Source organism: Massilia aquatica (assembly GCF_011682045.1).
Taxonomy (GTDB): Bacteria; Pseudomonadota; Gammaproteobacteria; order Burkholderiales; family Burkholderiaceae_D; genus Telluria_A; species Telluria_A aquatica.
Genome location: NZ_VVIW01000026.1, coordinates 1 through 26,152, shown reverse-complemented (window position 1 = coordinate 26,152; position 26,152 = coordinate 1). Strand labels below are relative to the sequence as shown.

The 26,152-nt window shown below is 64.0% G+C and carries 27 protein-coding genes and 1 pseudogene; 13 read left to right on the top strand and 15 right to left on the bottom strand.

The window, feature by feature from the left end; translation table 11 throughout:
* Positions 1-39 precede the first annotated feature (39 nt).
* On the top strand, positions 40-525 hold the full coding sequence (locus tag F1609_RS28300; protein WP_167080335.1) for a dihydrofolate reductase: 486 nt from the start codon (positions 40-42) through the stop codon (positions 523-525).
* Positions 526-612: 87 nt separating this feature from the next.
* Here the strand turns inward: F1609_RS28300 and F1609_RS28295 are convergent, their stop codons facing one another.
* Positions 613-750, bottom strand: coding sequence for a hypothetical protein (locus tag F1609_RS28295; protein ID WP_166881041.1), 138 nt, complete (start codon positions 748-750; stop codon positions 613-615).
* Here F1609_RS28295 and F1609_RS28290 point away from each other — a divergent pair.
* Positions 749-3,001 (top strand): arginine/lysine/ornithine decarboxylase, encoded by a 2,253-nt coding sequence (locus F1609_RS28290; RefSeq protein ID WP_166885044.1) that lies wholly within the window; start codon positions 749-751, stop codon positions 2,999-3,001. The two genes, F1609_RS28295 and F1609_RS28290, sit on opposite strands and share 2 nt — an antisense overlap.
* A 94-nt stretch (positions 3,002-3,095) precedes the next feature.
* Here F1609_RS28290 and dcd read toward each other — a convergent pair whose 3' ends face one another.
* From dcd to F1609_RS28275, 3 genes are all read right to left on the bottom strand, one after another.
* Positions 3,096-3,665 carry a dCTP deaminase gene (gene dcd, locus F1609_RS28285; RefSeq protein WP_167080333.1) on the bottom strand — a complete coding sequence of 190 codons (570 nt, stop codon included), beginning with the start codon at positions 3,663-3,665 and terminating at the stop codon, positions 3,096-3,098.
* A gap of 81 nt (positions 3,666-3,746) precedes the next feature.
* Positions 3,747-4,553 carry an alpha/beta fold hydrolase gene (locus F1609_RS28280; protein ID WP_167080331.1) on the bottom strand — a complete coding sequence of 269 codons (807 nt, stop codon included), beginning with the start codon at positions 4,551-4,553 and terminating at the stop codon, positions 3,747-3,749.
* Between the two features lie 95 nt (positions 4,554-4,648).
* The gene (locus F1609_RS28275; protein WP_167080329.1) at positions 4,649-5,116 is read right to left on the bottom strand and encodes a Spy/CpxP family protein refolding chaperone; all 468 of its coding nucleotides are present in this window, start codon (positions 5,114-5,116) and stop codon (positions 4,649-4,651) included.
* A gap of 138 nt (positions 5,117-5,254) precedes the next feature.
* Here F1609_RS28275 and F1609_RS28270 point away from each other — a divergent pair, with 138 nt between their 5' ends.
* Together F1609_RS28270 and F1609_RS28265 are read left to right on the top strand one after the other, a co-directional pair.
* Positions 5,255-5,941: a response regulator transcription factor gene (locus F1609_RS28270; RefSeq protein WP_166881048.1), complete on the top strand. Its 687-nt coding sequence runs from the start codon at positions 5,255-5,257 to the stop codon at positions 5,939-5,941.
* An 8-nt stretch (positions 5,942-5,949) separates the two neighbouring features.
* Positions 5,950-7,365, top strand: a complete 1,416-nt coding sequence (locus F1609_RS28265) for an ATP-binding protein (protein WP_167080327.1) — start codon at positions 5,950-5,952, stop codon at positions 7,363-7,365.
* Here F1609_RS28265 and F1609_RS28260 read toward each other — a convergent pair.
* Positions 7,343-7,849 (bottom strand): hypothetical protein, encoded by a 507-nt coding sequence (locus tag F1609_RS28260; protein ID WP_167080325.1) that lies wholly within the window; start codon positions 7,847-7,849, stop codon positions 7,343-7,345. The genes F1609_RS28265 and F1609_RS28260 overlap by 23 nt on opposite strands.
* 129 nt (positions 7,850-7,978) lie before the next feature.
* Between F1609_RS28260 and F1609_RS28255 the strand changes: the two genes are divergently transcribed.
* Entirely contained in the window at positions 7,979-8,437 is a 459-nt protein-coding gene (locus tag F1609_RS28255; RefSeq protein ID WP_167080323.1) for an HAD domain-containing protein, read from the top strand.
* A 19-nt stretch (positions 8,438-8,456) separates the two neighbouring features.
* On the opposite strand, the pseudogene F1609_RS28250 reads toward F1609_RS28255, so the two are convergent.
* The 5 genes and pseudogenes from F1609_RS28250 to F1609_RS28230 form a co-directional block, all read right to left on the bottom strand.
* Positions 8,457-8,960, bottom strand: a pseudogene (locus F1609_RS28250) (transposase); the annotation flags it as partial.
* Positions 8,961-9,082: 122 nt separating this feature from the next.
* Positions 9,083-9,748 carry a hypothetical protein gene (locus tag F1609_RS28245; protein ID WP_167080319.1) on the bottom strand — a complete coding sequence of 222 codons (666 nt, stop codon included), beginning with the start codon at positions 9,746-9,748 and terminating at the stop codon, positions 9,083-9,085.
* 302 nt (positions 9,749-10,050) lie between these two features.
* A complete protein-coding gene (locus tag F1609_RS28240; protein ID WP_167080317.1) occupies positions 10,051-12,408 on the bottom strand; it encodes a DNA internalization-related competence protein ComEC/Rec2 in 2,358 nt (785 codons plus the stop codon).
* Positions 12,409-12,474: 66 nt separating this feature from the next.
* The gene (locus F1609_RS28235; protein ID WP_167080315.1) at positions 12,475-13,431 is read right to left on the bottom strand and encodes an alpha/beta hydrolase family protein; all 957 of its coding nucleotides are present in this window, start codon (positions 13,429-13,431) and stop codon (positions 12,475-12,477) included.
* A 60-nt stretch (positions 13,432-13,491) separates the two neighbouring features.
* Positions 13,492-14,376: an AraC family transcriptional regulator gene (locus F1609_RS28230; protein ID WP_167080313.1), complete on the bottom strand. Its 885-nt coding sequence runs from the start codon at positions 14,374-14,376 to the stop codon at positions 13,492-13,494.
* 134 nt (positions 14,377-14,510) lie between these two features.
* Between F1609_RS28230 and F1609_RS28225 the strand changes: the two genes are divergently transcribed.
* Positions 14,511-15,266, top strand: coding sequence for an SDR family NAD(P)-dependent oxidoreductase (locus F1609_RS28225; RefSeq protein ID WP_167080311.1), 756 nt, complete (start codon positions 14,511-14,513; stop codon positions 15,264-15,266).
* A gap of 7 nt (positions 15,267-15,273) precedes the next feature.
* Here F1609_RS28225 and F1609_RS28220 read toward each other — a convergent pair whose 3' ends face one another.
* Genes F1609_RS28220 through F1609_RS28210 form a run of 3 tightly spaced genes read right to left on the bottom strand, consistent with a single transcriptional unit; the run spans position 15,274 to position 18,048 of the window.
* A complete protein-coding gene (locus tag F1609_RS28220) occupies positions 15,274-16,068 on the bottom strand; it encodes a TatD family hydrolase (protein ID WP_167080309.1) in 795 nt (264 codons plus the stop codon).
* 2 nt (positions 16,069-16,070) lie between these two features.
* Positions 16,071-16,790 carry a lipoprotein-releasing ABC transporter ATP-binding protein LolD gene (gene lolD / locus F1609_RS28215; RefSeq protein WP_167080307.1) on the bottom strand — a complete coding sequence of 240 codons (720 nt, stop codon included), beginning with the start codon at positions 16,788-16,790 and terminating at the stop codon, positions 16,071-16,073.
* Positions 16,783-18,048 carry a lipoprotein-releasing ABC transporter permease subunit gene (locus tag F1609_RS28210; protein WP_167080305.1) on the bottom strand — a complete coding sequence of 422 codons (1,266 nt, stop codon included), beginning with the start codon at positions 18,046-18,048 and terminating at the stop codon, positions 16,783-16,785. The genes lolD and F1609_RS28210 overlap by 8 nt, the downstream gene beginning before the upstream one ends.
* A 168-nt stretch (positions 18,049-18,216) precedes the next feature.
* On the opposite strand from F1609_RS28210, the gene F1609_RS28205 reads away from it, so the two are divergent.
* Complete coding sequence (locus F1609_RS28205; protein ID WP_167080303.1) at positions 18,217-19,407, top strand: hypothetical protein; 1,191 nt, start codon at positions 18,217-18,219, stop codon at positions 19,405-19,407.
* Between the two features lie 26 nt (positions 19,408-19,433).
* Entirely contained in the window at positions 19,434-20,210 is a 777-nt protein-coding gene (locus tag F1609_RS28200) for a ferritin-like domain-containing protein (RefSeq protein WP_229422112.1), read from the top strand.
* A gap of 95 nt (positions 20,211-20,305) precedes the next feature.
* Here F1609_RS28200 and F1609_RS28195 read toward each other — a convergent pair whose 3' ends face one another.
* Together F1609_RS28195 and F1609_RS28190 are read right to left on the bottom strand one after the other, a co-directional pair.
* Positions 20,306-20,692 (bottom strand): DUF3060 domain-containing protein, encoded by a 387-nt coding sequence (locus F1609_RS28195; protein WP_167080301.1) that lies wholly within the window; start codon positions 20,690-20,692, stop codon positions 20,306-20,308.
* 131 nt (positions 20,693-20,823) lie between these two features.
* The gene (locus F1609_RS28190; RefSeq protein ID WP_167080299.1) at positions 20,824-21,219 is read right to left on the bottom strand and encodes a DUF3060 domain-containing protein; all 396 of its coding nucleotides are present in this window, start codon (positions 21,217-21,219) and stop codon (positions 20,824-20,826) included.
* Between the two features lie 218 nt (positions 21,220-21,437).
* Between F1609_RS28190 and F1609_RS28185 the strand changes: the two genes are divergently transcribed.
* The 5 genes from F1609_RS28185 to F1609_RS28165 all read left to right on the top strand — a co-directional run bounded on the left by F1609_RS28185 (position 21,438) and on the right by F1609_RS28165 (position 26,013).
* Complete coding sequence (locus tag F1609_RS28185) at positions 21,438-22,460, top strand: hypothetical protein (protein ID WP_167080297.1); 1,023 nt, start codon at positions 21,438-21,440, stop codon at positions 22,458-22,460.
* The gene (recJ, locus tag F1609_RS28180) at positions 22,457-24,151 is read left to right on the top strand and encodes a single-stranded-DNA-specific exonuclease RecJ (RefSeq protein WP_167080294.1); all 1,695 of its coding nucleotides are present in this window, start codon (positions 22,457-22,459) and stop codon (positions 24,149-24,151) included. The genes F1609_RS28185 and recJ overlap by 4 nt, the downstream gene beginning before the upstream one ends.
* A gap of 371 nt (positions 24,152-24,522) precedes the next feature.
* Positions 24,523-24,960 (top strand): MbcA/ParS/Xre antitoxin family protein, encoded by a 438-nt coding sequence (locus tag F1609_RS28175; RefSeq protein ID WP_167080292.1) that lies wholly within the window; start codon positions 24,523-24,525, stop codon positions 24,958-24,960.
* Between the two features lies 1 nt (position 24,961).
* Positions 24,962-25,645, top strand: a complete 684-nt coding sequence (locus F1609_RS28170; RefSeq protein ID WP_167080290.1) for an RES family NAD+ phosphorylase — start codon at positions 24,962-24,964, stop codon at positions 25,643-25,645.
* 47 nt (positions 25,646-25,692) lie between these two features.
* Entirely contained in the window at positions 25,693-26,013 is a 321-nt protein-coding gene (locus F1609_RS28165; RefSeq protein WP_167080288.1) for a DUF2288 domain-containing protein, read from the top strand.
* Positions 26,014-26,152 lie beyond the last annotated feature (139 nt).

Sequence of the window (26,152 nt, the reverse complement as noted above, 5' to 3'; positions counted from 1 at the left end):
AATGGCGACCTTCTGATCTGTTTGGAATACTCAAGCTTTATGAGCACACTGACTCTCATCGTCGCGATGGACGCCGCGCGCGGCATCGGCATCGACAACACCCTGCCCTGGCGCCTGCCGGAAGACCTGGCGCACTTCAAGCGCCTGACCACGGGCCACCCGATCATCATGGGCCGCAAGACCTTCGACTCGATCGGCCGCCCGCTGCCGAACCGGCGCAATATCGTCGTCACCACCGATATGGACTGGCAGCGCGAGGGCGTCGAACGCGCCTTGTCGGTGCCGCACGCGATTGCGCTGGCGGACGCTGCGCCGGCCTTCGTGATCGGCGGCGCCCAGATTTACGCGCAGACCCTGGCGCTGGCGCAGACCGTGATCGTCACCGAGATCGCGGCCACCTTCGATTGCGACGCGTTCTTCCCGCCACTCGATCCGGCGGAATGGACCGAGAGCGCGCGCGAAGCGCACCGCTCGGATGCCAACGGCTTCGACTACGCCTTCGTGACGTATACAAAAGCGGTTTAAGGGGGCCTGGCGGCCCGTTGGTACGCACGCGTTCGCGGCGCCGCCACCATGGCGGCCATAGTGTGCGACACTACGGCCCGCTTGTAGTTAATCTAGCAAAAGTTTTTTCACCGGATTGCCGCCATTTCTGCGAAAATCCGCTTCTTCTTTTTTTGACCGGTGCCGTGAGCGGCGTCCCGCACAGGCGTGGACATCCTCACGGCGCTTCGCTTTGGAGCTGTCCATGAAATTTCGTTTCCCAATCGTCATTATCGACGAGGATTTTCGTTCCGAGAACACCTCCGGGCTCGGTATCCGCGCGCTCGCCGAGGCGATGGAAAAAGAGGGCATGGAGGTGCTTGGCGTGACCAGCTACGGCGACCTGTCGCAGTTCGCGCAGCAGCAGTCGCGCGCCTCGGCCTTCGTGCTCTCGATCGATGACGAGGAATTCGGCACCGGATCGATCGAAGACACCGATTCGGCCCTGATCGCGCTGCGCGCCTTCGTCAAGGAAATCCGCCACAAGAATTCGGACATCCCGATCTACATCTACGGCGAAACGCGCACCTCGCGCCACATCCCGAACGACATCCTGCGCGAACTGCACGGCTTCATCCACATGTTCGAGGACACGCCCGAATTCGTGGCGCGCCACATCATCCGCGAAGCCAAGTCCTATCTGGACGGCCTGGCGCCGCCGTTTTTCCGCGCGCTGGTCAACTATGCCAACGATGGTTCCTACTCCTGGCACTGCCCCGGCCACTCGGGCGGCGTGGCTTTTCTCAAGTCGCCGATCGGCCAGATGTTCCACCAGTTCTTCGGCGAGAACATGCTGCGCGCCGACGTCTGCAACGCCGTCGAAGAACTCGGCCAGCTGCTCGACCACACCGGCCCGGTCGCCAAGTCCGAGCGCAACGCCGCGCGCATCTTCAACGCCGACCACTGCTACTTCGTCACCAACGGCACCTCGACCTCGAACAAGATGGTGTGGCACTCGACCGTCGCCCCGGGCGACATCGTCGTGGTCGACCGCAACTGCCACAAGTCGATCCTGCACTCGATCATCATGTGCGGCGCGATTCCGGTGTTCCTGATGCCGACCCGGAACCACCTCGGCATCATCGGCCCGATTCCGCTGGAAGAATTCACACCCGAATCGATCGCCCGCAAGATCGAAGCCAATCCGTTCGCGCGCCAGGCCGTCAACAAGAAGCCGCGCATCCTGACCATCACCCAGTCGACCTACGACGGCGTGGTGTACAACGTCGAGACCTTGCGCGAAATGTTGGACGGTAAGATCGACACCCTGCACTTCGACGAAGCGTGGCTGCCGCATGCGACCTTCCACGACTTCTACAAGAACATGCACGCGATCGGCAAGGACCGTCCGCGCGCCAAGGAGTCGATGATCTTCTCGACCCAGTCGACCCACAAGCTGCTCGCGGGCCTGTCGCAGGCTTCGCAAGTACTGGTGCGCGAGTCGGAAACGGTCAAGCTGGACCAGGATGCCTTCAACGAGGCCTACCTGATGCACACCTCGACCTCGCCCCAGTATTCGATCATCGCCTCGTGCGACGTCGCCGCAGCCATGATGGAAGCGCCGGGCGGCACCGCGCTGGTCGAAGAATCGATCTTCGAAGCGCTCGACTTCCGCCGCGCCATGAAAAAAGTCGACGCCGAATTCGGCAACGACTGGTGGTTCCAGGTCTGGGGCCCGGACACCTTCTCGGAAGAAGGCATCGGCACCCAGGACGACTGGATGATCCGCGCCGAAGACGACTGGCACGGTTTCGGCAACCTTGCCCCCGGCTTCAACATGCTCGACCCGATCAAGGCCACCGTGGTCACTCCTGGCCTGTCGCTCGACGGCGTGTTTGGCGAGTCCGGCATTCCTGCGTCGATCGTCACCAAGTACCTGGCCGAACACGGCGTGATCATCGAGAAGTGCGGGCTGTACTCGTTCTTCATCATGTTCACCATCGGGATCACCAAGGGCCGCTGGAACACGCTGGTTACGGCGCTGCAGCAGTTCAAGGACGACTACGACAAGAACCAGCCGATGTGGCGCATCCTGCCGGAGTTCGCGGCGGCCAATCCGCGCTACGAAGCGATGGGCCTGCGCGACCTGTGCCAGCAGATCCACGACTTCTACAAGACGTACGACGTGGCGCGCCTGACCACCGAGATGTATTTGTCCGACATGATCCCGGCGATGAAGCCGTCCGACGCCTTTGCCAAGATGGCGCACCGCGAAATCGACCGCGTCGCGATCGAGGAACTGGAAGGCCGCATCACGGCGATTCTGCTGACGCCTTACCCGCCGGGCATTCCGCTCCTGATCCCGGGCGAGCGTTTCAACAAGACCATCGTCGACTACCTGCGCTTCGCGCGCGACTTCAACGAGCGCTTCCCCGGCTTCGAGACCGACGTGCACGGCCTGGTCAAGCGCGAAGTGGACGGCAAGCGCGGTTATTTTGTCGACTGCGTGCGCCAGTAAGCATCGCCTTCAGGGGGCGCCGGCGCCCCCTGTCCGTAACAAAAAAGGAACCCGCGGGTTCCTTTTTTCATGCATGCGGCTTGTTACGCCATGCTCAGGCTTTCGGCAGGGTCACGCCGACCTGGCCCTGGTATTTGCCGCCACGGTCCTTGTATGACACTTCGCACACTTCGTCGGACTCGAAGAACAGCACCTGCGCCACGCCTTCGTTGGCGTAGATCTTGGCCGGCAGCGGCGTGGTATTGGAAAACTCCAGCGTCACGAAGCCTTCCCATTCCGGCTCGAACGGGGTGACGTTGACGATGATGCCGCAGCGCGCGTAGGTCGACTTGCCCAGGCAGATGGTAAGCACGTTGCGCGGGATGCGGAAGTACTCCACGGTGCGCGCCAGCGCGAACGAATTGGGCGGAATGATGCAGAAGCCCTTGCCGGAGACGTCGACGAAATTGTTCTCGTCGAAGTTCTTCGGGTCGACGATGGTGGTATTAATATTGGTGAACAGCTTGAACTCGTCGGCGCAGCGGATATCGTAGCCGTAGCTCGAGGTACCGTACGAAACGATGCGCTGGCCGTCGTGCTCCTTGATCTGGCCCGGTTCAAAAGGCTCGATCATGCCCGTGTCGGCCGCCATCTTGCGGATCCATTTATCGGATTTAATGCTCATACGTGTCGTTCCAGAAGAAAGGATAGGGGATTTCCCGCGATTTTACGCGAAAATCCCCTGGCTGCGGCCCTGGCCGAGCGCTTATCCCCGGCGCTGCGCCAGCAAGCGGGCGATCATCTCGCGCGTCAGGCGCCCCGCCAGCTCGGGCGACTCCATCGGGAACAGATGGCCGCCGGGGATCTCGGCAAAATTATCGCCCACCAGCTTGCGCGTGGCGTCCAGGCCGGCCTGGCGCAGCTCCACCGATTCCGTGCCGGCGATGAAGCCGATCGGCACCGGGTAGCCTTTGTCCATCAAGCTGCCCAGGTGGTGCGGCAGGCCGCGGTAAATTTCGGTTTCCACCTCGCGCGAAAAACGCAGCTGCACGCCGTCCGGGTGCGGCTCCAGACCGTGTTCCAGGTAGTCGTGCAGCACGCCGGGCGCCCAGCTGGCGAACACCGGCTTGGAGATGAAATGGTCGTAGGCCGCCTGCACGCTCGGCCACACATTGCGGCGCCGGCGCGACAGGCGGGCCGGCGAGAAGTAGTCGCTCCAGCTCTGCTTCTTCTTCGCCACCCGCAGCAGCATGGCGCGCCACCCCGCCACCACGGGCGAATCGAGCATGACCACGCAGCGCACCAGGTCCGGACGCTCGCGCGCCGCCATCATGCTCAACATGCCGCCCAGCGAGTGGCCGACCAGGATCGCCGGCTCGCCGTAGCTCTCGAGCGCGGCGATCAGGTGCTCGACCAGCTTGGGCCAGCCGTCGCTGACCGGATAGGCCGGATCGTGGCCGTACATGTCGACCGCGCGGATATCGAAGTCCATGCGCAGCTGGTCGAGGAACTTGGCGTAGCTGCCGGCCGGGAAGCTGTTACCGTGTGAGAAATGCAGGATCGGTGTCGTCATTTTTCGATTGTAAGACGATTTCCCGGCCTGCCGTGCAGCTTTAGAGGGAAACCCCTACTGTCAGCGTGGCCACGCAGCCCCGGCGCCAGCTGGCGTCAATCAGCGTGCCGACCGGCCCGGCGCTGCTCGCGGCGTGGACGATTGTCCAGCGACTGCTTGCGCTGCTCCGGCGTGAGTACGGCGCGCAACTGGGCGTCGGTGCGCGCCTCCAGCAGGGTCAGTGCGGTCAGCGCCGTGCCGGCCGCCTGCGCCAGCGACGCCGCCTTCGCATCGTCGAACTGCTCGGCGCCGCCCAGGGCGCGCAATGACTCGTGCGCACCCTGCAAGGCGCGGGTGTACTCGCGCCGCTTCGGTTCCTGTGCATGCATGATGGCGAAGACCTTGTCTTCCTGGGCGTCGCTCAGGTCGACGCCGTGGGCGAAGCCCGGTCCGTGCTGGTGCGGGCCATGGGCGCCGATCGGCGGACCCGGAGGCGGCATGTGCCCCTCCCCCGGTGCGGCAATCGCGCCCAGACAGGAGCTGCTTAACAGGAGGGCAAGTGCGCGAAGATGAAGGTGTTTCATGGTGGTTCCTGTCGGTGGGTTACGAAGGAGTCCATTGTGCGAGGACGATATGTAAAACGGTGTCAGGGACTTGTAAAAGCGGGTAAAGGCCTTGCCCCCGCCGGTGACCGTGGCGCCCCGCTTTGCTATGATGGCTGCATGAACCAAGTGCTCTTAATCGATGACGACGTTGAACTCGTCGGTATGTTCCGCGAATACCTGGAGCAGGAAGGATTTCGCGTCAGCTGCGCGCATGACGGCGAGGCCGGCGCGCGCGAGGCGCTGTCCGGCAGCAGCGCCATCGCGGTGCTCGACGTGATGATGCCGCATATGAATGGCCTCGAGACGCTGCGCCGCATCCGTGCCCGCAGCCACATGCCGGTGCTCATGCTGACCGGGCGCGGCGACGACACCGACCGCATTCTCGGCCTGGAACTGGGCGCGGACGATTACGTGACCAAGCCATGCACCCCGCGCGAACTGACTGCGCGCATCCGCGCCATCCTGCGCCGCACCAACGCCCCGCGCGGCGATGGCGACGGCGTCACCATCAACGTCGGCAAGCTGTCGATGCAGCCGGCCCAGCGCCGCGCCAGCTGGGACGGCGCCGCGCTGGAACTGACCAGCACCGAATTCAACCTGCTCGAAGTCCTGGCGCGCAACGCGGGGCGCCCGGTCAGCAAAAACGACCTGTCCGAACAAGGCCTGGGACGGCCGATGGCGCGTTTCGACCGCAATATCGACGTCCACCTGAGCAGCCTTCGGCACAAGCTCGGCACCCTGGCCGACGGCCGCTCCTGCCTGCAAACCGTGTACCGCCTCGGTTACCAGCTCATTCGCGACTAGGCCCGGGTATGGGCCGCCTGTTCTGGAAGTTCTTTCTATCGATCCTGCTGGCGCAACTGGCGGCGACGATCGGCGTGGGTACCGTCTTCTGGCTGCGCGACCAGGCGCGCACGCAGGCGGCGGGCGACTCGCCGCGCGCGACCGGCATCGATAGCGGGCCAGCGGCCGAATTCATGATCGACAGCGCGGCCGCCACGCTCAAACATGGCGGCAGCGCGGCGCTGCGCGAACTGGTGGGCGGCACCACGCGCCACAGCATGTTCGTCATCGATGCGAACGGGCGCGAGATGCTGGGACGGACCGTAACGCCCGCACTGCGCGCCCAGGCCGAACGCATGCTGGCGCATCCGGCTCGCCTGAACGTGGTGCGCACCCTGACGGCGCCGGACGGCGAGCGCTTCCTGGTATTCGTGCGCTGGCTGGACCAGCGCGGACCGGGTGGTGCGGGGCCGCGCCAGATGGCGCCGGAGGGCTTCGGCCCGGGCCCGCGTCCGGGTGGGCAGCGCCGGTCGCCGCCGAACCGGGAGCTGCTGCCGTATATCACCATGACCGGCGCGACGCTGGCCAGCCTGCTGTTCGCGGCGCTGCTGGCGTGGTATTTTTCGCGCCCGATCCGGGCCTTGCGCGGCGCGTTCGAAGCGGCCGCCGGCGGCGACCTGTCGCCGCGCTTTGCGGAAGTCAAAGGGGTGCGCGGCGATGAACTCAATGACCTGGGGCGCGATTTCGACCGCATGAGCGGCCAGTTGCGCACCCTGATGGACGGCCAGCGCCGCCTGCTGCACGACGTCTCGCACGAACTGCGCTCGCCGCTGGCCCGCTTGCAGGCCGCCATCGGCCTGGCGCACCAGCAGCCGGACAAGATCCGCGCGTCCCTGGAGCGCATCGAACGCGAGAGCGTGCGCATGGATAAGCTGGTGGGAGAGTTGCTGGCCTTGTCGCGCCTGGAAGTGCCGGACGCGCTGCCGCGCTACGAGGATATCGCATTCATGGAACTGGTCGACGACATCGTGGCCGACGCCCGCTTCGAGGCCGAGCAGTGCGGGCGCCGCATTGCGCTGTCGGGTCAGGCGATTGTCACCGTGCGCGGGGCGCCCGACCTGTTATGGAGCGCGCTGGAGAACGTGATCCGCAACGCCATCAAGCATAGCGGCGAAGGCGGCGTGATCGAGATCGGCGTCAGTGCCGACGCCGACCGGGTGCAATTGTCGGTGTGCGACCGCGGGCCGGGCGTGGCACAGGCCGACCTGGCGTCGATCTTCCAGCCATTCTTCCGCTCGAACGCGACCAGCAATAACGTTGACGGGCATGGCCTGGGGCTGGCGATCGCGCAGCGTGTGGTCGACGCCCATCGCGGCGCCATCAAGGCCAGCAACCGTGAAGGCGGCGGGCTGCGGGTCGAGATCACGCTGCCGCTGGCTGGCTGAAGATGTAGATCCCGAAAATGCGCTGCGATGGCGCCCGTGCCAGCGGTTCGAATTCGGCGCCGAAGGCCAGGCCCGTGATGGCGCTGTCTTTCGGGTAATGCATGTCTTCGTCTTCGTCGAAGATCACGTCGCAAAACCCGGTCACGGCGGCCAGTTCATCGCCAATGCGAACTTTTCCGAACAGGGCGCCCGCATAGCCTTTGAAAAGTGCAATCGTCGCCAGCATGCCCTGGTCGTTAAAATGCAGTTCGACTGCGCCGCGTTGATAATAGAACGACGCTCCCTGTCGATCGCCGTACGACGCCGCCGGCGCCTGCAGCCAGCCGTCGCATTGCGCAACAGCCTCGCGCAAGGCGCCGTGTGCGCTGTCCCAACGGACCGCGCGCGCAAAGATGGAGCGCGCCTGCGTCAGGTGCACTCCCAATTGAAAGCCCGCAGCGCCCTCGCCAGGCACGATAGCGGCATGCAGATCGACCGTATTCATTGAGTCCCTTTCATGTGTTGTAACATTCGACTTCCAAGTTGCCGGTTCTCGTGTGTTATGTTGGTCGATCACAGCAAATGCACCCATCTGTGTTTGGCACACGCTGGCTGCCGATTAATCAGATCGTACATGAAACCAATAATCTTCCTCGACGTCGACGACGTACTGGCGATCAGCCGGGAATTCACAAGCTACCAGGTGATGATCATCTTTAAATCCGGTGATCTGGACAACTGGCCGGAACTGTGGGACGGCCTGCTATGCGCGCAAGCGCGCCGAAACCTGGCAGCGCTGCACGGCGAGTTCGCTGCGCAGTACGTGATCAGTTCATCCTGGTCCCACTATCTGACATGCGATCAGATGCGGGAAGTGTTCGATCGTTGCCAACTCGAGTTTGTCGCGAAAAATATGCACGAGGCGTGGACCACGCCGAAGCGTAGCGGTTGGTCGCGCTACGACGAAATCCACAACTGGACGAGCGATCATTTGCAACCTGGTTGCCGCGTGCTTGTACTCGATGATGACCAGAGCGGAGCAAGCTTGCGCGGATCGTACCTGCGCGACAGGGGTCGGTGGATGTCAAGCTAGTTGTCGCCTGAATCAGTTGTTATGCCGCTTTTTTGAGCAGCACGTCTTCCTCTACTTTGGCGGCACTGCTGGTGGTCTTTTCCGGATTGAGGTGAACGATAGTGACTGGCCACGAGTTCCTCGTATCGCCGCTCCAGCGTTCTGGATGCGCTGCCCTTGCTGCCTGATATACCGCGTTACGATTGCGCAGCAACGCCTCGTCCAGGCCGGCATAGCGCTGTGCTGGCATCACGAACTGGATCGCGCTGTGCCGGTGCTCATGGTTGTACCAATGAACAAAGCCACCAACCCACTGCCGTGCAGCCAGCAAGTTCGCGAACGCCGTGCGTGGATAGGCCGGCCTGTATTTCAAGGTCTTGAACAGCGACTCCGAGAACGGGTTGTCATTGCTGACGGACGGTCGGCTGAACGACGGCACCACGCCCAAGGCCTGCAGCGTGGCCAGCATAGTCGCGCCATTCATCGGGCTTCCGTTGTCAGAATGCAGTACGACCTGATCCGGCGCGATGTTCTCCCGCGCACAAATGTCACGCACAACCTCGCCTGCAAGTTCTAGCCGCCGGCGAGGAGCCCGCCAAGTTGTGGTCGGGCCGTTGAGTGCGCTTTTACCAGTAATGAGTGAAACAAGACGTCGCTGATTCACTATTATTCAATGGTCCGAACTTTTGCAAAACTTCCAGGAGCCTCCAACTTCTCCGGTCGATACCAGCCAGCGCCGTCGTTAGATGCTTCAACCGTAAAGGCGCAAAGGGATGCTTTTAGGCTGGGTGCGTTCATCAGGCCCGGATGTATAGGATGTTCGTTTTCAAATTTATTACCAACGAATGCAGGAAGATGACTTGTACCGCAGCATAAAATTATCTTCTTATACCTAAGCTTCTCCGTTGCAATTAATATTTCCCACGATTTATTCGCATCTAGGATGCGTTTTTCGAGATTGTATTTATTTTTAGCGTGAGCTTTGTTGTAAATACTTTCAGGACCATTCGCTAACTCAAACTTGATCGCCTGAAATGCCTCTATTTCTTTTAACGTGCACAAGGATAAATTGTCTTCACACCCTCTTACGTCGGCACCATGCTTCTTCAAGTCGGCGAAATCTTTCTCGTCACTTGGCAGTATTTCGCCATTCTTGGGTCCTTCGACAAGAATCAGCACTTTGTAGTCCTTTAGATCCAGCTCCAACCGGACGGCGGTGGTTTTCAACGATGTTAGACTTTTCTTGCCATGTCCAACGTCTCCAAGCAAAAGGCATCGGTCGGTTTTGGAGTCGAGGAAAGTGACTAGCATGAGGTCAAATTTGAAACTCATCTTCGGGTTCCTGGAGAATTAGCAAGCGCTGAGCACCACAGCGAAATGACGAAACCGGCACACGTCTAATGGATAAGGTTGCTGCATTCAGCCCCGAAGGCCTCTGACCAAGCTATTAAGCCTTCGAGTGAGACTTTACCAGCTCGTAACTGTAGGAGTAAGTAACTTTGACGTAACATGCTTGGATTTTCGACCTCCTGGTCGGCGGCTTCCAGGAAGCGGTCACGCGACGGCGGAAGCATGTTGGCCGCTAACGCTGGCAAGCTGTCCGAGGCACAGCGCCTGCTGCGGGCGCAGTCAAATCAGCGCCCGTGCCAGTAGCGTGCACGTTCAAGCCGATATTGTTCAGGGATGAAATCCCGCGCTGAATCGAGCGTGATCGCCCCTGATTCATCCGTGCGCAAGCGCTCGACTCCCAGCTTTTCGTAGCGCTCGACTACCTCCCTCTTGGGATGGCGATAGCGGTTCCGATAGCCCACCTGGAACAGCACCAGGCGTGGCTGCACCGCCGCCAGGAAGGCCGGGGTCGACGACGTACCGCTGCCGTGGTGCGGCGCCAGCAGGACATCGGCGCGCAGCAGCGGCGCCGAGCCGGCCACCAGCTGCGCTTCCTGCGCCGCTTCGATGTCGCCCGCCAGCAGGATCGCGTTGTCGCCGGCGGTCACGCGCAGCACGCAGCCGCGCGCGTTCGGTTTAGGCCCAGGGTCGTTGTAGCTCGCCATGGCCGGATGCAGCATCTCGAAGCGCACGCCATCCCAAGTCCATTCCTGCCCGCCGGCGCAGCGGACGTGACGCGGCGCGGCCTTGACGATCGGATGGTCGTACCACAGCGACGACGCCACCCAGCCCACGCCAATCGCATCGAGCAGGGTGAGCGCGCCGCCGGCGTGATCGATGTCGCTGTGGCTGACGATCACGCCATCCAGAACGCCGATGCCGCGCGCCTTCAGGTACGGCAGGATCACCCGGTTGGCGCCGTTCGACTCCGGCGTGTAGGCGGGACCGGTATCGTACAGCAGCCGGTGCCCGCTGGTTTCGATCAGCAGCGCCATACCCTGCCCTACATCGAACGCGGTCACCCTCACCTCGCCCGGCGGCGGATGGGTGGGCTGGGCGGTCAGCAGCGGAAGCCATGCGGCCAGGCCGGTCCAGCGATGCGGCCAGCCGCGCGGCGCCAGCATCCACACGGTGCCGATGGCGGCGAACGCGAACAGCCACGGCTCCGGGGTCGGCGCGCTCCATACCGCAAGGCGCGACCCGGCGCACCAGGTCAGTACCCAGGCCAGCGCCTGCACGGCGTAATGCGCCACGCCCAGCAGCAAGGTAGATAGTGGCGCCGGCAGCATGGAGCCGGCCAGCGCAAGCGGCGTGACGATGAAGCTGACAACCGGGATCGCCAGCGCATTGGCCAGGGGGCTGACCAGCGACACCTGCGAGAACAGCAGCATGGTCAGGGGCACCAGCGCCAGCGTGACCACATACTGCGTGTGCGCGCCCGCCAGCAGCGCGCCAAGCCAGCGCGGCTGGCTGACGGCGGTGCGGCCGGTGGTGGCGTACAAAATGGCCGCCACCGCGCCGAACGAGAGCCAGAAGCCGGGCGAGGTGATCGCCCACGGGTCGATCAGGACCACCACGCCCAGGGCCATGCACAGCACATGCGACACCTGCGTGAGGCGGCCGAACCAGAGCGCTGCGGCCACCACCGCCAGCATGTACAGGGTGCGCTGCGCCGGCACGCCAAAGCCGGCCAGCAGCACGTACACCAGCGCCACCACGGCGCAGGTCAGCGCGGCGACCTTCTGGGCCGGCATGCGCAGCGGCAGCTGGGCGCCAGTGAAGAAGGAGCGGCGCCACAGAAACGACGCGAGCGAGGCAAACAGTCCGGCCACCATCGTGATGTGCAGGCCGGAGATCGAAATCAGATGCCCCACTCCGGTCCGGTTGAAGACATCCCAGTCGGCCTGGCCGATCGAGCGCTGGTCGCCGACCACCAGCGCCACGATCACGCCCGCGTATTCCTTGTCCGGCAGCGCGCGCAGGATGCGTTCGCGCAGCGTGGCGCGGCAATGCTCGACCAGGTTGGAAAAGCCGAAGACGAAGCTGTACAGGCGCTTGTTGTTCTTGCCCGCCGGCCGCACATAGCCGGTGGCGCGCACGCCCTGCTCCAGCAGCCATGCTTCGTAATCGAAGCCGTGCGGATTGGCGTTACCGTGCGGGCGTTGCAGGCGCACGAGCAGTTGCCAGCGCTCGCCGGGCTGCACATCTGCCACCGGCTGCACCGCGTCGCGGTAGCCGGCATACCATGACAGCGACACGCGTGGCGGCACCCGGGTCGCTTCGTCCAGCACCCGTTCGACCTTGAAATTGAAACGCACGCCCTGCCCGAAGCGGTGCGGCAGGCTGTCGATGGTGCCAACGACCGTGATGTCACGCCCCTCGTCCGCCCTTGCCAGTTCGGGCGCCAGCGCCAGGTGGGCGAGCAGCGCCGCCCAGCAGAACCCTGCAAACGCGCCCGCCATGGCCATCCTGAAAACACCGCGCAGGAAGCAAAGCAGAAAAGCGACAACGGCAAAGGCGAAGATGGTCGACGCCGATGGCAGCGCTGCCTGGACTTGCAGCACGGCGGCACCACAGGCAAATCCGAGGATGGCAGCGCGCATGGCTCACCGGAGGCGTGGACAAACCCCCAGCATGCCATTGCACCCCGCGCCGGACCTTGGCGCGGATCAGTCTTTGGCGACCTTGTTCAGAAACCCGGCAACGGCCGGCACCAGGGCTGGCGCAAGTGGATACTTGGGATCGGTGTACATCGGCGTCTGGCTTGCCTTATCTGGCGGTGCTTCTTTCAGGACGTGATTCATGCCCTTCACCACGACCAGTTGCGCATCCGCTTTTGCCTTGTGCAGCAGTTCGGCCTCGCTGACCGGAACCTGCACATCGGTGCTGCCCTGAACCAGCAGGACCGGCATCTTCAGGTCCTTGATCGCTGTCGCAGGGACATACCGGAACCAGGAAATCATGTAGGGCTGCACACTGGGCCGGTACAGCATGGCCAGTTCGGCCGGTACCTTGGCGGTCTCGCGCCCGGCCTCCAGCTCCACCAGGATCCGCTCGCTCTCCCTGGCCAGCGGCGCCGGCAAGGCCGTCGCCAACTGCTCGCGCAGAACGGTCGCGGCGCCGCGCGCCACGCCAGCAATCGACACATACGCCCTGGCGTCACCGGCCTTGGCCGCCAGCATGCCGATCAGGGCGCCCTCGCTGTGACCGACCACGCTCACCTGCGAGAAGCGCTTGTCTGCCTTGAGCATCGCCAGCCACGCCGTGGCGTCATGAATATAGGTGTCGAAGCGCAGGTCAGCCTCTTTGGGACCCGCCGCCAAGCTGGCGGCGACGCCACGCTTGTCGAAGCGCACGCTGGCCACGCCGGCGTCGGCCAGCCCTTGCGCCAGCAGGCGCAGGCTGTCATTTTTCATGCCGGGACCATTGCCGTCGCGGTCGGTCGGGCCGGAACCTGCAATGATCAGCGCAACCGGAACCGGTCCGGACGCCTTCGGGAGCGACAATGTTCCGGCGATGGCGCCGCTCATGGTACGCAGTTCGATCGGCTGCTCGCTTGCGGCCGCGCCGACGCACACGGCGAACAGCAGGCAGGTACTCCACTTCCATTGCGCGATTGCTGGCATGGCGGCTCCTTTCTGAATCAATGCAGGAATATCCACATCTCAACGTTGTTTGAAAAACCATCATAGCACGGCTTCATCTACCCCGGATGCGTGAATGCGCCCGGCCGCATCCTTCATCGGCGGCAAGCCGAACATGCGTCCATATTCGCGCGTAAACTGCGACACGCTCTCGTAACCGACCGCAAACGCCGCGCTGCTGGCCGAGACGCCGTCGGACATCATCAGACGGCGCGCCTCGATCAGCCGCAAATGCTTCTGGAACTGCAGCGGCGAGAGCGAGGTCGCCGCGCGAAAGTGATGGTGGAACGACGACGCGCTCATCCCGGCCGCCGAGGCCAGGCGCTCCACCGGCAGCGGCCGCGCATACTCGGCCCGCAGCAGCGTCACCGCGCGCGCCACGCGCTGGGCATGCCCGCCCGGTCCACCGAGCCGCCGAATCGCCGCCCCGTGACGCCCGGCCAGCAGCCAGTAATGCAGTTCCCGCACCAGCTGCGCATGCAGCACCGGCACCGACGCCGGCCGCTCCAGCAGGCGCATCAAGCGCAGCGCCGTATCGGCCACTTCGGCATCGGTCGATTCGGCCCGGGCGCCCTCGCCCTGCGCTAAAGTCCTCATCTGCGCTGTCAGTTCGAACAGCACCGCCGGGTCCAGGTCCAGCACCAGCGAGGTATACGGCGCCACGACGATCTGGCTGATGATCGGCACGTCGGCGGTGATGAGCAGCGAGTCGCCCGCAGCGTACGTGACGCAGCTCTCGCCGATCGCCACTTGCTTGGCGCCCTGGAGCACCAGGCACACCAGCGGCCGGGCGATCCCGTGCTGGATCCCGGTCGGTTCGGCAGACCGGATCGTGGTCAGCCCCGCAATGGGCGTTTGCGCCAGGCCATCGGCATCGGCATGGGTGTCCAGGTAGCGGAGCACCAGAGTGAGCAAGGTATCGGTCATGGCGCAATCGTACCCGATTGCGCGGCGCCGCCGGCCCTACTTGGAGGATCAGGCAAACAAGCGCGAGGTTCGGGTTAGGCCGGCGGCGCGCCCGAGGCCTATCATGAACTTCCCCCACACAGCAGGAGTTCAGCATGACCAAGATTGCCATCGTCACCGGCGCGAGCCGCGGGCTCGGACGCAACACCGCCTTGAGTATTGCCCGCAGCGGCAATGACGTGATCATTACGTACCAGTCGCGCGGGGACGAAGCGCGCGCGGTGGTGGCCGAGATCGAGGCGATGGGACGCAAAGCCGTCGCCTTGCAGCTCGATATGGGCAGCATCGGCGCCTTCGCGCCCTTCGCCGACCAACTGCGCAGCGCTTTGCGCGAGACCTGGCAGCGCGAACGCTTCGACCATTTGGTCAACAACGCCGGCCATGGCGACTTTGCACTCATCGAACAGACCAGCGAAGCGCAGTTCGACCGCCTGGTCGACGTGCACTTCAAGGGCGTGTTCTTTCTCACCCAGGCGCTGCTGCCGCTGATCGCCGACGGCGGGCGCATCGTCAACCTGTCGTCCGGGCTGACGCGCATGACCTATCCGGGTTACGCCGCATACGCGGCGGTGAAGACGGCCGTCGAGACCTTGAGCCGGTACATGGCGAAGGAGTTGGGCGGGCGTGGCATCGCCGTCAATACGGTGGCGCCGGGCGCGATCGAAACCGACTTCGGCGGTGGCGCGGTGCGTGACAATGCCGAGATCAACCAGAACCTCGCGGCGCTGACGGCGCTGGGTCGGGTTGGTCTGCCGGACGACATCGGGCCGATGATCGCCAGCCTGCTCTCGGAGAATAACCGCTGGGTCAACGCCCAGCGCATCGAAGTTTCCGGCGGCCAGGGAATCTGACGGCCGCCTACCCCGGCGGCAGGCGTGGCAGCGCGGCCAGCGCGTTGGCGCAGGTGGCCGCGCGCACCTCGTCCACCTCAAGACCGCGCAGTTCGGCCAGCACCGCGCCAATGGCCGGCAGCTGCTCCGGGCTGTTGCGGCCCGGGTGTATCCAGGCCGGCGCAATATCGGGCGCATCGGTTTCGAGTACGATGGCCTCCAGCGGCAAGGTCGTGGCCAAGCGCCGGATCTGCAAGGCGCGCGTAAACGTCATGGCGCCGCCGAACCCCAGTTTGAACCCCAGATCAATGTAGACCTGCGCCTGCTGGAAGCTGCCGTTGAACGCATGGGCGATGCCGCCCGCCGGCCGCACCTGGCGCACATGCTTGAGCACCTGGTCCTGCGAGCGGCGCACGTGCATCAGCACCGGCAGCCCAAAGTCGCGCGCGATGCGCAACTGCGCGCGAAAAAAGTGTTCCTGCTTGTCGCGCATGGCCGGCTCGCACAGCATGGGAATGAAATAATCGAGCCCGATTTCGCCGATGGCGACAAAATTCGGGTCATCCATCGCCAACTCCACCGCCGCGCGCAGGGCCACAAGATCGTCTTCGGTCGCCTTGGGCACGTAGATCGGATGAATGCCGAGCGCGTAGCTGGCGTTCGGCGCGGAAGCCGCCATCTGCCGCACCACCTCGAAATTGCCGCGTTCGACCGCCGGAATGACGATCATTCCCACCCCGCCCTCGCCTGCGCGGCGCGCCACGTCGAGCGACCCGGCGCCGAATTCGTGCGCGTCCAGATGGCAGTGGGTGTCGATCCACATGGTCACAGTTCGGCCGGCTGCAGTCCGTGTTCGGTCAGGCGCAGCACGCGGTCGCAGCGGCGCGCCAGTTCGATATCGTGGGTGACGATCACGAACGCCGTGCCCAGGGTCCTGGACAGTTCGAGCATCAGATCAAAAATCTGCTGCGCGGTGGCGTGATCGAGGTTGCCGGTCGGTTCGTCGGCCAGCACGCAGCCAGGCTGGGTGACCAGCGCGCGCGCCAGGGCCACGCGCTGGCGTTCGCCGCCGGACAATTCGCCCGGCACGTGCACCACGCGCTTGGCCAGACCCACTCTTTCGAGCCCGGCGCGCGCCTTGTCGACGGCCAGTGCGCGCTTTTCGCGGCGGATCAGGAGCGGCATGGCGACGTTGTCGAGCGCCGAAAACTCCGGCAGCAAATGGTGGAACTGGTACACGAAGCCGAGCGCCTCGTTGCGCAGGTCGCCGCGCGCCGATTCCGACAAACTGGCGAAGTCCTTGCCCAGCAAGGTCACCGAACCGGTGGTCGGCGTATCGAGTCCGCCCAGCAGGTGCAGCAGGGTCGACTTGCCCGAACCGGAGGCGCCCACGATCGCCACCCGTTCGCCGCGATAGATGCTGAAGTCCACATTGGCCAGCACCGGCACCGAGTAGGCGCCCTGGGTGAAGGTCTTGCCCAATCCCCGGCACGACAGGACCGGGGTGGCGCCGATGTTGACCGCATTATTGTTCACATCACTCATAGCGCAGCGCCTCCGCAGGTTTCACGCGCGAGGCGCTGTAGCTCGGGTAGAGCGTGGCGACAAACGACAGCAGCACGGCCACGCCGCCGATCTTGGCCACGTCGGGCCAGCGCAGGTCGGACGGCAAGGCGCTGATCAGGTAGATATCCTTGGGCAAAAACTGTACTCCTAATAAACGTTCAATAAACGGGACGATGACGTCGATGTTGAGCGCCACCAGCACGCCCAGGCCGACCCCGGCCATGGTTCCCAGCAGGCCCACCAGCGCGCCCTGGATCATGAAGATCTTCATGATCGAGCGCGGCGACGAGCCGAGCGTGCGCAAGATGGCAATGTCGGCCTGCTTCTCGGTCACCGTCATCACCAGCGTGGCGATCAGGTTGAAGGCGGCCACCGCGATGATCAGGGTCAGCACGATGAACATCATCTTCTTCTCGGTCTGCACGGCGGCGAACCAGGTGGCATTCTGCTCCGACCAGTCGCGGATGCGCAAGGCACCCGGCATGCTGGCCTTGAGTTCCTGCGCCACGGCCGGCGCGGCGTGCATGTCGGCGATGCGCAGGCGCAGGCCCGACGGAGCGTCGAGCCGCTCCATCTTCTGCGCGTCTTCCAGGTGCACGAAGGCGAAGGTGGCGTCGTATTCGTAATGGCCGGCCTCGAAAATCCCGACCAGCGTAAAGGTGCGCGTGCGCGGCAGCATGCCGGCCGGCGTGGTCTGGGCCTGCGCCAGCAGCATGGTGACCTTGTCGCCGATGCCGATGCCGAGCGAACGCGCCAGCGCGTAACCCATGACGATATTGAACTGGCCGGGAACCAGCGCCGCCAGGCTGCCCTGGCGCACCTGGCGCGCCGCATCGGACACCTTGTGTTCCTCGGCCGGCAAAATGCCGCGGATGACGGCCGGGCGCATCACGCCGTCGCGCAGCAGCATGCCCTGGGTTTCGACGAATGGCGCGGCGCCCTTGACGGCCGGATTCTTGAGCGCGTCCTGCATCGCCGCCTGCCAGTTGGGCATGGTGCCGCGCGGGTCGAACACCTCGATGTGGGCCAGCACCGACAGCATGCGGTCGGTGACTTCTTTCTGGAAGCCGTTCATCACCGACAGCACCACAATCAGCGCTGCCACGCCGAGGGCGATGCCGGAGACGGAAATGAGGGAAATGAACGAGATAAAGCTGTTGCGGCCACTACGCTTGCCGGCGCGCGTGTAGCGCAGGCCGACCAGCCATTCGTACGGTAAATTGTGGATGATGCTCATGTGCCCCGGCAGTGATTGATTGCAAGTGCGCAGTTTGCCACACAAAGCGCGTCCCGGGCAGGGTTGTCACAATTGAATCACGCGTTGCCACTGTGGTTTTTACAAAAAAACCTTGAACCTGATGCCCGCCGCGCACTCCAACTCAGTACCGCAGAACGGAGGAAAATCATGGCATTCAGTCTTTTCGATTCAAAAGGCACGGACATCGACAAGCAGCGGTTCACCTGGCGCGACATGGTGCAAAAACCGATCAGCAAGCTCGACGACGACGCATTCACGCGCATCCGGGTCATTCTCATCAACGGGCTCGAGACCGAAGCGCTGCGTTTCGGCCATCTGGCAGCCCGCTTCAACCGCGACCTGCGCCTGCCGCTGGCCAAGGTGCGCCGTACCGAGCAGCACCAGGCCACCCTGGTCAACTGGCTGATCGCGGCCGACCATTCTCCGCTGGAGACCACGGTCGCCTACGAACAGGTGGCCATCGAGGTGACGGCGGCCATCGCCCAGAGCGAGCCCGACCCGTACCTGGCCCAGGTCTACCGCTTCGGCCTGCTTGAGGACTTCGACCACCTGTACCGCTATGCGGCCCTGCTCGACCGGCTCGAAGGCAAGGACGCCAACAATATCCTGCAAAGCTACACCGACATCCTGCCCGGGCGGCCCACGTCCGAGCACCATCGCGCGCCCGAAGACGAGCTGCGCGAGCCGTACAATGCCCGCACTGCCGCTTTTTTAAGCAAGATCAACGCGCTGACCATCGTGTCCAGCGAATACCAGACGCACGACTACTACCAGAACATCGGCCCCCTGTTCTCGGACCCGCTGGCGCGCCAGCTGTACGCCGAAATCGCTTCCGTCGAAGAACAGCACGTGACCCAGTACGAATCCATGCTCGACCCGGCCGAATCGTGGATCGAGCAATGGCTGCTGCACGAGGCGGCCGAGTGCTACAACTATTACAGCTGCGTCGAGCAGGAGACCAATCACCACCTGCGCGCGATCTGGGAACGCTTTCTCGACTATGAACTGGGGCATTTCCACATGGCGTGCGAGGCGTTCAAGCAGTTCGAGCGGCGCGATCCGGCCGAAATCGTCACCAGCGACTTTGCCAATCCGCTCGCGCTGCGCAGCCAGCGCGACTTCGTGCGCAAGGTCCTCATGGACGAAGTCGACGTGCGCACCGACGGCGCCCGCTTCGTCGCCAGGGCGCTCGAAAGCCCGCTCTCGCTCAGCTACCGGGCCATGGTCAACGCCGACGGTTCGCCCAGCGAGATGGTCGCCGCCGGCTACGTATGGATGCCCGGTACCGAGCTCAATCGCAAAGGCATGCTGGCCGCCGCCGGCGTTAACGCGCCCTGAGCGCATGTGGTAACAGGAGAATCGACATGAGTACAGTTCAACAGGAACACATGGGCATGAACCGCACCGGCATCCAGATGTCGCCGATCGACAGCAAGGCAATGCAGGAGCTCGAACCGAGCGTCACCACCGATGATGGCGTCGGCGACATCGCCCTGGCCGAGCTGCGCAGCGACTACATCGCCAATGCCGACGCACTCGGTTCGGTCCCGCTGCCGGGCACCCTGACTGGCGCGCTCACGGTCGGCATGTCCATGCTCACGGGCGACAGGCCGCAGATCCTGCTCGACAAACTGGGCGAGCGCCTGGCGTTCGAGCGCACCGGCACGCGCCTGTACGACGCGCTGATCACCAAATGCGAAGTCATGCTCACGGGCGATATCAGCATGACGATCGACGACCTGGAACAGATCCGGGCCCACGAGGCGCGCCATTTCCTGATGGTGGCCGACGCCATCGAATCGCTGGGCGGCGACCCGACCTCGCAAACGCCGAGCGCCGACCTGGTGGGTGTGGAGTCGATGGGCCTGGTGCAGGTCTTGAACGACCCGCGCACCACCATCGCGCAGTCGCTGCACGCCATCGTCACCGCAGAGCTAAGCGACAAGGCAGGCTGGGAAACACTGGTGGCGCTGGCCGACGAACACGGCCTGGCTGACATGGTCGAGCGCTTCACCTACGCCCTGAACGAAGAACGCGAGCACCTGGCGCTGACCCAGACCTGGTATGAAGAAGCGATCGGGCTCACGTACGGCGATGTGGAGCTCGACGACATGACGCCGGTATCGGAGCCACCCCCGTAAGCCGGGGTGTGGCGGCGCGCCGAGGGCGCTGGCCGGCAGGCGTTGCCGCTCCCGGCTGGCGGCCGGGGCCGGCGCCGGTGGCCGGCCTGGTTCGGTTACGGCCGAATCTTCACGATGCGGTTGTTCACGCCCGAGACGTTCTTCCTCGGCTCGGCGCTCGATTGCCAGCGCACGCTGTTGTTGACGCCTTCCACGCTCAGGGGCGCTTTCGGGACCAGCGCAATGGTGACCGAGTTGCCGGTGCCGGAAATTTCCAGCCCCGAGCATACGCCCGTGAAGGTGATGACGTTATCGGTACCCTCGATGATGGCGCGGCGGCCATCGCAGGCGAACGAGCGCTGATGCCCGTTGCCGCTGACTTCAATCTTGTCCTTGCCCGACGAGGTGGTACCGGAAGTGTCCTCATCGGCGAGCGCGGCACCGCATGCGCCGATAGCGGCAATCACAGCAAAACCGAAAGTAGACAGTGTACGAAACGACATAGCGACCCTTTTATCAAAAGAATAAGTGGCTGAATATTATTTCATGGATAAAAATTTGGCAAGTTTTATGCAAGGGCGATGATGGCCGCATGGCCCCCATGGCCCCCATCGCCGCTCGACCTGCTGGTCGTTCAGGGTTTCAATGCGATCCTGGCGATTTTGTGATCAGCACCGGAAACTTCCTGAGCCGGCTCGCCGGCCGACTGCCAGTTCACCTGTTGACCGACGCCGGACACCAGCAGCGTACCGGCCGGGGCCACTTGCACCGCCACCTTGTTTTCCGCGCCGGCGATCTCGACGCTGGAGCACACCCCGGTAAATGTGAGCACATGTTGGGAACCGTTGATCAGCACCTTGCGCCCGTTGCAGGGGAAGGTACGATGATGACCGTTGCCGCTCACTTCAATCGTGTCCTTTTGCACGGAAATCGCGCCGACGCCTTTGTCCTGGGCCAGCGCGCCGGTCGTTACCGCCAGCGCAAGGCCAAGGCCCAGGCCCAGTCCGCGCAATGTCGTTTGAATCGGCATACATGAACTCCTTGTCAAGAAATCAAGATTGAAGAAATTCTAGCATCGGATCGGATCCCCCTGCGCGCGCTTGACGCGCCCGACAGTAAAGCGGCAGCCAGACGGCGGCCTGCGCAGCGTGCCGCGCACGCATCCAGGCGCGCGTTTTCCGGCGCAACGGGTCCGTTCGCCGCGCTCCCGCATATTTTCGGCTTTGCCAATTTGTCCTACAATGCTGGATGACCCAAATTTCGCTTGTCCTGCCGTTCGCCCTGCCCCCTCCCGAGCTCGCCCCCGATCTGATCCGCGCATTGCAGGCCCCGGCCCTGGCCACGCTCATCAGCCGCAGCGCGTTGCGCCAGCAACTGCCGGTTGACGATCACATCCGCGCCCTGCCCCACGAAGCCTGGCTGGCGCAAGCGCTGGGCGCCTCGGCCGATGGCAACCTGGCGCTGGCCGGCGCCGTCATGCGCGGCTACGGCCTGGCGCAGCAGGACGGCACCTGGTTCATCGTCCACCCCGCGCACACCCAGATCGCCCGCAGCCACCTGTTAATCGCCGACATGCGCCGCCTGCAACTGACCGAGGCGCACAGCCGCGCCCTGTTCGAGCTGGCCAAACCCTACTTCGACGAATCGGGCAAGACGCTCCTGTACGGCGACGCCGGCACCTGGTTCATGCGCGCCGACGACTGGGCCGCGCTGGAGACATCGACGCCCGATTCCGCCGTCGGCCTGAACCTGACCGACTGGATGCCCAAGGGTGCGCCGTCGCGCGCCTTCCGCATGCTGCAAAACGAAGTGCAGATGCTGTGGTTCGAACACCCGGTCAATACCGAACGCGAAGCGCGCGGCCTGGCCGCCATCAACTCGTTCTGGCCCTGGGGCGCCGCCCCGGCCAGCGCCGGCCTGAATACCTCACTGCTCGCCACCAGCGACGCGCTGCCGTGGATGGCGGCGCTGGCCGGGCACCCGCAAGCGGCGCCAGTCACGCCGGTCGATGCGCTGGGCACCGACGCGATCGTGCTGTGCGACGCGCTGACCGAAGCGGCCCTGGCCACCGACTGGGCCGGCTGGCTGCAGCACATGCACCGGCTCGAGCAAACGCTGTTTGCGCCGGCGCTGGCCGCGCTGATCGATGGCCGCCTCAAGCAGGTGCAACTGCTACTGAGCCACCGCACGCGCCATCTCGCCTTGACCACCACCCGCTTTTCGCAACGCGCCTTCTGGCGCCGCCCGACTTTAGACAGACTGCTGCCATGACCCGTATTACGACTCGCCCCTGCTCTTTCCGCACTTCCGAAATGCTGCGCCAGACTGGCGTGCACCCGGTGCTCGCGCGCCTGTACGCCGCGCGCGGCCTGACCGATGCGCGCGAACTATCGAGTGAACTGGGCAGCCTGATGGCGCCCGCCGGCCTGCTCCACATCGACGCCGCCGCCGTGTTCCTGGCCGACGCCATCAAGGCGCAAAAGAAAATGACCATCGTGGCCGACTACGACTGCGACGGCGCCACCGCCTGCGCGGTCGCCCTGCGCGGCTTGCGCGCCATGGGCGCCACGGTCGACTTCATCGTGCCCAACCGCTTCGAGTACGGCTACGGCCTCACGCCCGAAATCGTCGAACTGACCGCGCGCGAAAAGGCGCCGGACATCATCATCACGGTCGACAACGGCATCGCCAGCATCGACGGCGTGCTCGAAGCGAAACGGCGCGGCATCGACGTGGTCGTCACCGACCATCACCTGCCGGGCGACACCCTGCCCGAGGCGCGCGTGATCGTCAATCCGAACCAGCCCGAGTGCGGCTTTCCCAGCAAGCACCTGGCCGGCGTGGGCGTGGTGTTCTACGTGCTGCTGGCGCTGCGCGCCGAACTGCGCAAGCGCGGCGTGTTCGATGCCCAGACCCAGCCCAAGCTCGACAGCCTGCTCGACCTGGTGGCCCTGGGCACCGTGGCCGATGTGGTGCGGCTCGACTCGAACAACCGCATCTTGGTGGCGCAGGGTTTGAAGCGCATGCGCGCCGGCCGCATGCACGCCGGCGTGGCCGCGCTGTTCCGGGTAGCCGGACGCGAAGCGCGCACTGCCTCGCCGTTCGACCTCGGTTTTGCGCTCGGTCCGCGCCTCAATGCCGCCGGCCGCCTGGAAGACATGTCGCTCGGGATCGAGTGCCTGGTCACCGACGACGAAGGACGCGCCTGGGCCATCGCCCAGCAGCTCAACGAAATCAACCTGAAACGGCGCGAGATCGAAGCCGACATGCAAGATACCGCCCTGCTGTACCTGGACGACTACCAGCCGGCCGACAGCAACACCATCAGCGTGTTCGACGAATCCTGGCACCAGGGCGTGATCGGGATCGTCGCCTCGCGCCTGAAAGAAAAATTCTTCCGCCCGACGATCACCTTTGCGCCCGGCGCGGAAGGCTGGATCAAGGGTTCCGGGCGCTCGATTCCCGGCTTTCACCTGCGCGACGCGCTCGACCTGGTGTCGAAACGCGCGCCCAGCCTGATCGACAAATTCGGCGGCCACGCCATGGCGGCCGGCCTGACTATCCGCGCCGACGATTTCGAGGCGTTCTCAAAGGCCTTCGAAGAAGTCGGGCGCGCCTGGCTCAATACCCAGCAGCTCGAACGCATCATCGAAACCGACGGCCCGCTGGAAGACGCTTACTACACCACCGAATTCATCGGCCTGATGGATGGCCAGGTGTGGGGCCAGGGCTTTGCGCCGCCGGTGTTCTGCGACGAGTTCCGCGTGGTCAGCCAGCGCATCTTGAAGGAACGCCATCTCAAGCTGCAACTGGAGCGCAACGGCCAGCGCTACGACGCCATCTGGTTCGGCCACACCGCCTCGGTGGGCGACCGCGCGCGCGTGGCGTTCCGGCTCGACGCCAACGAGTATAACGGCGTGACCCGGGTGCAGCTGCTGGTCGAACACGCCGAGCCGGCATAAGGCGATGCGCCGCACGCCCGGCTCAGCACAGCCGGGTCATGCTCCCGCGCTAGGCGCTGCGTTCCTGCTCCCGGCAAGCGATGCCACATCGATGCCGAGCAATTTTTCAAGATCCGTACGTTGCTGTGGCGCGCCTGTTATCTCCATCGATCCATTTAAGAAAAACGACCCAGAGCGCATTGTTGATATAAAGTCAGCATCATATACTGGGAACGCGAGCGCCATCCCCGCCATCAGGCCGACGCCCGGTTGCGCGGCCCGTCAAAACGGCCCGAACCGGTTGTTTGCGCAGGCTCAGCAATTCTTTGATGGCGATTGGCTTGCACACGATATGAAAATAGAGTATAAATACTCCATAACCGGAGCCCACTATGAACCTTGCTTTCGCCTATCCCAAGAGTCGCTTCGAGCCGGCGGTGCTCATCGACCTGAACGCACGCGCGGAGCGGGAACGCTTGTCGAAGTCCGCGCTCAAGGGTTTTTTTGCCCTCATGACCGCCTGGAAGCTGCGCGACGAAGATGCCCGCGAACTGCTCGGCGGCATGTCATCCTCCACCTATTACGAGTGGAAAAAGAACCCCGACCGCGTGCTTGAAGTCGACCGCATCACCCGCATTTCTTACCTGCTCGGCATCTACAAGGCCCTGCATATCCTGTACGGCGACAAGCTCGCCGACGAATGGATCACCCTCCCCAACAGCAATCCCATCTTCGCCGGCCGCACGCCGCTGTCGCAAATGCTGGCGGGCGGCCTGCTGTCGATGCAAACGGTGCGCAAGCTGCTCGACGCGCGCCGCGGAGGCCTGTGACTTGACGGTCATTCCCAAGCTCACCACCTTGCGGCAGTTCGATACCTGCCGCCTGATTCCATCGCGCTTTGCCGACGTGGAAGACTCCGTACTCGGCCCGCTGGCCGAGAATGGCGCTGTCTTGCGCGACCTGTTTGATATCGACAACGCCACCAACGAACGCCTGCGCGGCGAGTACGGCAGCCTGCCCGGCATCGGCGTCGACGAACTGGTGTTCGGTGTGCCGAATTTTCGCATCATCAACGCCGCCTACACCTATCCGCGTCCGGAAGGCAGCCGCTTCAACGATGGCGAACGCGGCGCGTGGTACTGCGCTTTCGAGGCGGAAACCGCCCTGGCCGAGATCACCTTCCACAAAACCGTGGAGTACCAGGAAATCGGCCGCTTCGACGACAGCGTGACGTATCAAGCCCTGATTGCCGATTTTACCAGCACGTTCCACGATATTCGCGGCGTGGATGCGTTTGTAAAGTACCTCGACCCGACCAGTTACATCGAGTCGCAAACCCTGGCTACCCAACTGCTCGACAGTGGGTCGATGGGCGTGATTTATCCCAGCGTGCGGCGCCCCGCCGGCACCTGCCTGGCCTGCTTCCGGCCTGCGCTGGTGGGCAATGTGCGCAAGGGGCAAGTCTACCGCCTCACCTGGTCGGGTTCGCCCACACCCGTCATCGACATCGTCTGAACGATCGTCTTGCACGCTTCATATCACCTGAACTATTGAGTATTTGCATGAAAACCAAGCCTGAAAACGATACCGAACTGCGCGCCAAAATCAACCTCGAAACCGCGCGCCTGCCGTGGGCCGAACTGCAACGCCACTTTGCCCAGGGCAGCGTGGTATTCGTCAGCGCCGAGCTCGACCTGGTCGACGTGGCCGTGCGCATCTCGCACGACGACAAGGACACCATTGCCCAATGGATGGGCGACGGCAAGCTCGGCAAAGTCTCGGATGAACAGGCGCAAGCCTGGACCGAGGCCGATGCCGTGCTGTGGACCTCGGTGGTGCATCCCTTCATTCTGGTGCAGCCGGACAAAGGCGCGCTGCACTAAGCTGGCGACCGCCTAGGAGCCTGCGCGGCAGAAGCTCGTCGGCCGAAACGGGTGGAGAAAAGTCCCACTTCCCACCCATTTCTCGGTCTGTAGCTAGGCTACAGACCTCAAAAGTGGGTGTGAATTGGGTTCTTTTCCC

Excerpts from the sequence above, each read along its gene's own strand:
- F1609_RS28270 (WP_166881048.1), top strand. The coding sequence starts at position 5,255 with ATGAACCAAGTGCTCTTAATCGATGACGACGTTGAACTCGTCGGTATG.
- F1609_RS28280 (WP_167080331.1), bottom strand. The coding sequence starts at position 4,553 with ATGACGACACCGATCCTGCATTTCTCACACGGTAACAGCTTCCCGGCC.
- F1609_RS28210 (WP_167080305.1), bottom strand. The coding sequence starts at position 18,048 with ATGAGCATCATCCACAATTTACCGTACGAATGGCTGGTCGGCCTGCGC.
- F1609_RS28240 (WP_167080317.1), bottom strand. The coding sequence starts at position 12,408 with ATGCGCGCTGCCATCCTCGGATTTGCCTGTGGTGCCGCCGTGCTGCAA.
- recJ (WP_167080294.1), top strand. The coding sequence starts at position 22,457 with ATGACCCGTATTACGACTCGCCCCTGCTCTTTCCGCACTTCCGAAATG.
- F1609_RS28185 (WP_167080297.1), top strand. The coding sequence starts at position 21,438 with ATGACCCAAATTTCGCTTGTCCTGCCGTTCGCCCTGCCCCCTCCCGAG.
- F1609_RS28235 (WP_167080315.1), bottom strand. The coding sequence starts at position 13,431 with ATGCCAGCAATCGCGCAATGGAAGTGGAGTACCTGCCTGCTGTTCGCC.
- lolD (WP_167080307.1), bottom strand. The coding sequence starts at position 16,790 with ATGAGTGATGTGAACAATAATGCGGTCAACATCGGCGCCACCCCGGTC.
- F1609_RS28290 (WP_166885044.1), top strand. The coding sequence starts at position 749 with ATGAAATTTCGTTTCCCAATCGTCATTATCGACGAGGATTTTCGTTCC.
- F1609_RS28255 (WP_167080323.1), top strand. The coding sequence starts at position 7,979 with ATGAAACCAATAATCTTCCTCGACGTCGACGACGTACTGGCGATCAGC.
- F1609_RS28220 (WP_167080309.1), bottom strand. The coding sequence starts at position 16,068 with ATGTGGATCGACACCCACTGCCATCTGGACGCGCACGAATTCGGCGCC.
- dcd (WP_167080333.1), bottom strand. The coding sequence starts at position 3,665 with ATGAGCATTAAATCCGATAAATGGATCCGCAAGATGGCGGCCGACACG.
- F1609_RS28205 (WP_167080303.1), top strand. The coding sequence starts at position 18,217 with ATGGCATTCAGTCTTTTCGATTCAAAAGGCACGGACATCGACAAGCAG.
- F1609_RS28245 (WP_167080319.1), bottom strand. The coding sequence starts at position 9,748 with ATGAGTTTCAAATTTGACCTCATGCTAGTCACTTTCCTCGACTCCAAA.
- F1609_RS28195 (WP_167080301.1), bottom strand. The coding sequence starts at position 20,692 with ATGTCGTTTCGTACACTGTCTACTTTCGGTTTTGCTGTGATTGCCGCT.
- F1609_RS28225 (WP_167080311.1), top strand. The coding sequence starts at position 14,511 with ATGACCAAGATTGCCATCGTCACCGGCGCGAGCCGCGGGCTCGGACGC.
- F1609_RS28190 (WP_167080299.1), bottom strand. The coding sequence starts at position 21,219 with ATGCCGATTCAAACGACATTGCGCGGACTGGGCCTGGGCCTTGGCCTT.
- F1609_RS28275 (WP_167080329.1), bottom strand. The coding sequence starts at position 5,116 with ATGAAACACCTTCATCTTCGCGCACTTGCCCTCCTGTTAAGCAGCTCC.
- F1609_RS28200 (WP_229422112.1), top strand. The coding sequence starts at position 19,434 with ATGAGTACAGTTCAACAGGAACACATGGGCATGAACCGCACCGGCATC.
- F1609_RS28295 (WP_166881041.1), bottom strand. The coding sequence starts at position 750 with ATGGACAGCTCCAAAGCGAAGCGCCGTGAGGATGTCCACGCCTGTGCG.
- F1609_RS28265 (WP_167080327.1), top strand. The coding sequence starts at position 5,950 with ATGGGCCGCCTGTTCTGGAAGTTCTTTCTATCGATCCTGCTGGCGCAA.
- F1609_RS28260 (WP_167080325.1), bottom strand. The coding sequence starts at position 7,849 with ATGAATACGGTCGATCTGCATGCCGCTATCGTGCCTGGCGAGGGCGCT.
- F1609_RS28165 (WP_167080288.1), top strand. The coding sequence starts at position 25,693 with ATGAAAACCAAGCCTGAAAACGATACCGAACTGCGCGCCAAAATCAAC.
- F1609_RS28175 (WP_167080292.1), top strand. The coding sequence starts at position 24,523 with ATGAACCTTGCTTTCGCCTATCCCAAGAGTCGCTTCGAGCCGGCGGTG.
- F1609_RS28300 (WP_167080335.1), top strand. The coding sequence starts at position 40 with ATGAGCACACTGACTCTCATCGTCGCGATGGACGCCGCGCGCGGCATC.
- F1609_RS28230 (WP_167080313.1), bottom strand. The coding sequence starts at position 14,376 with ATGACCGATACCTTGCTCACTCTGGTGCTCCGCTACCTGGACACCCAT.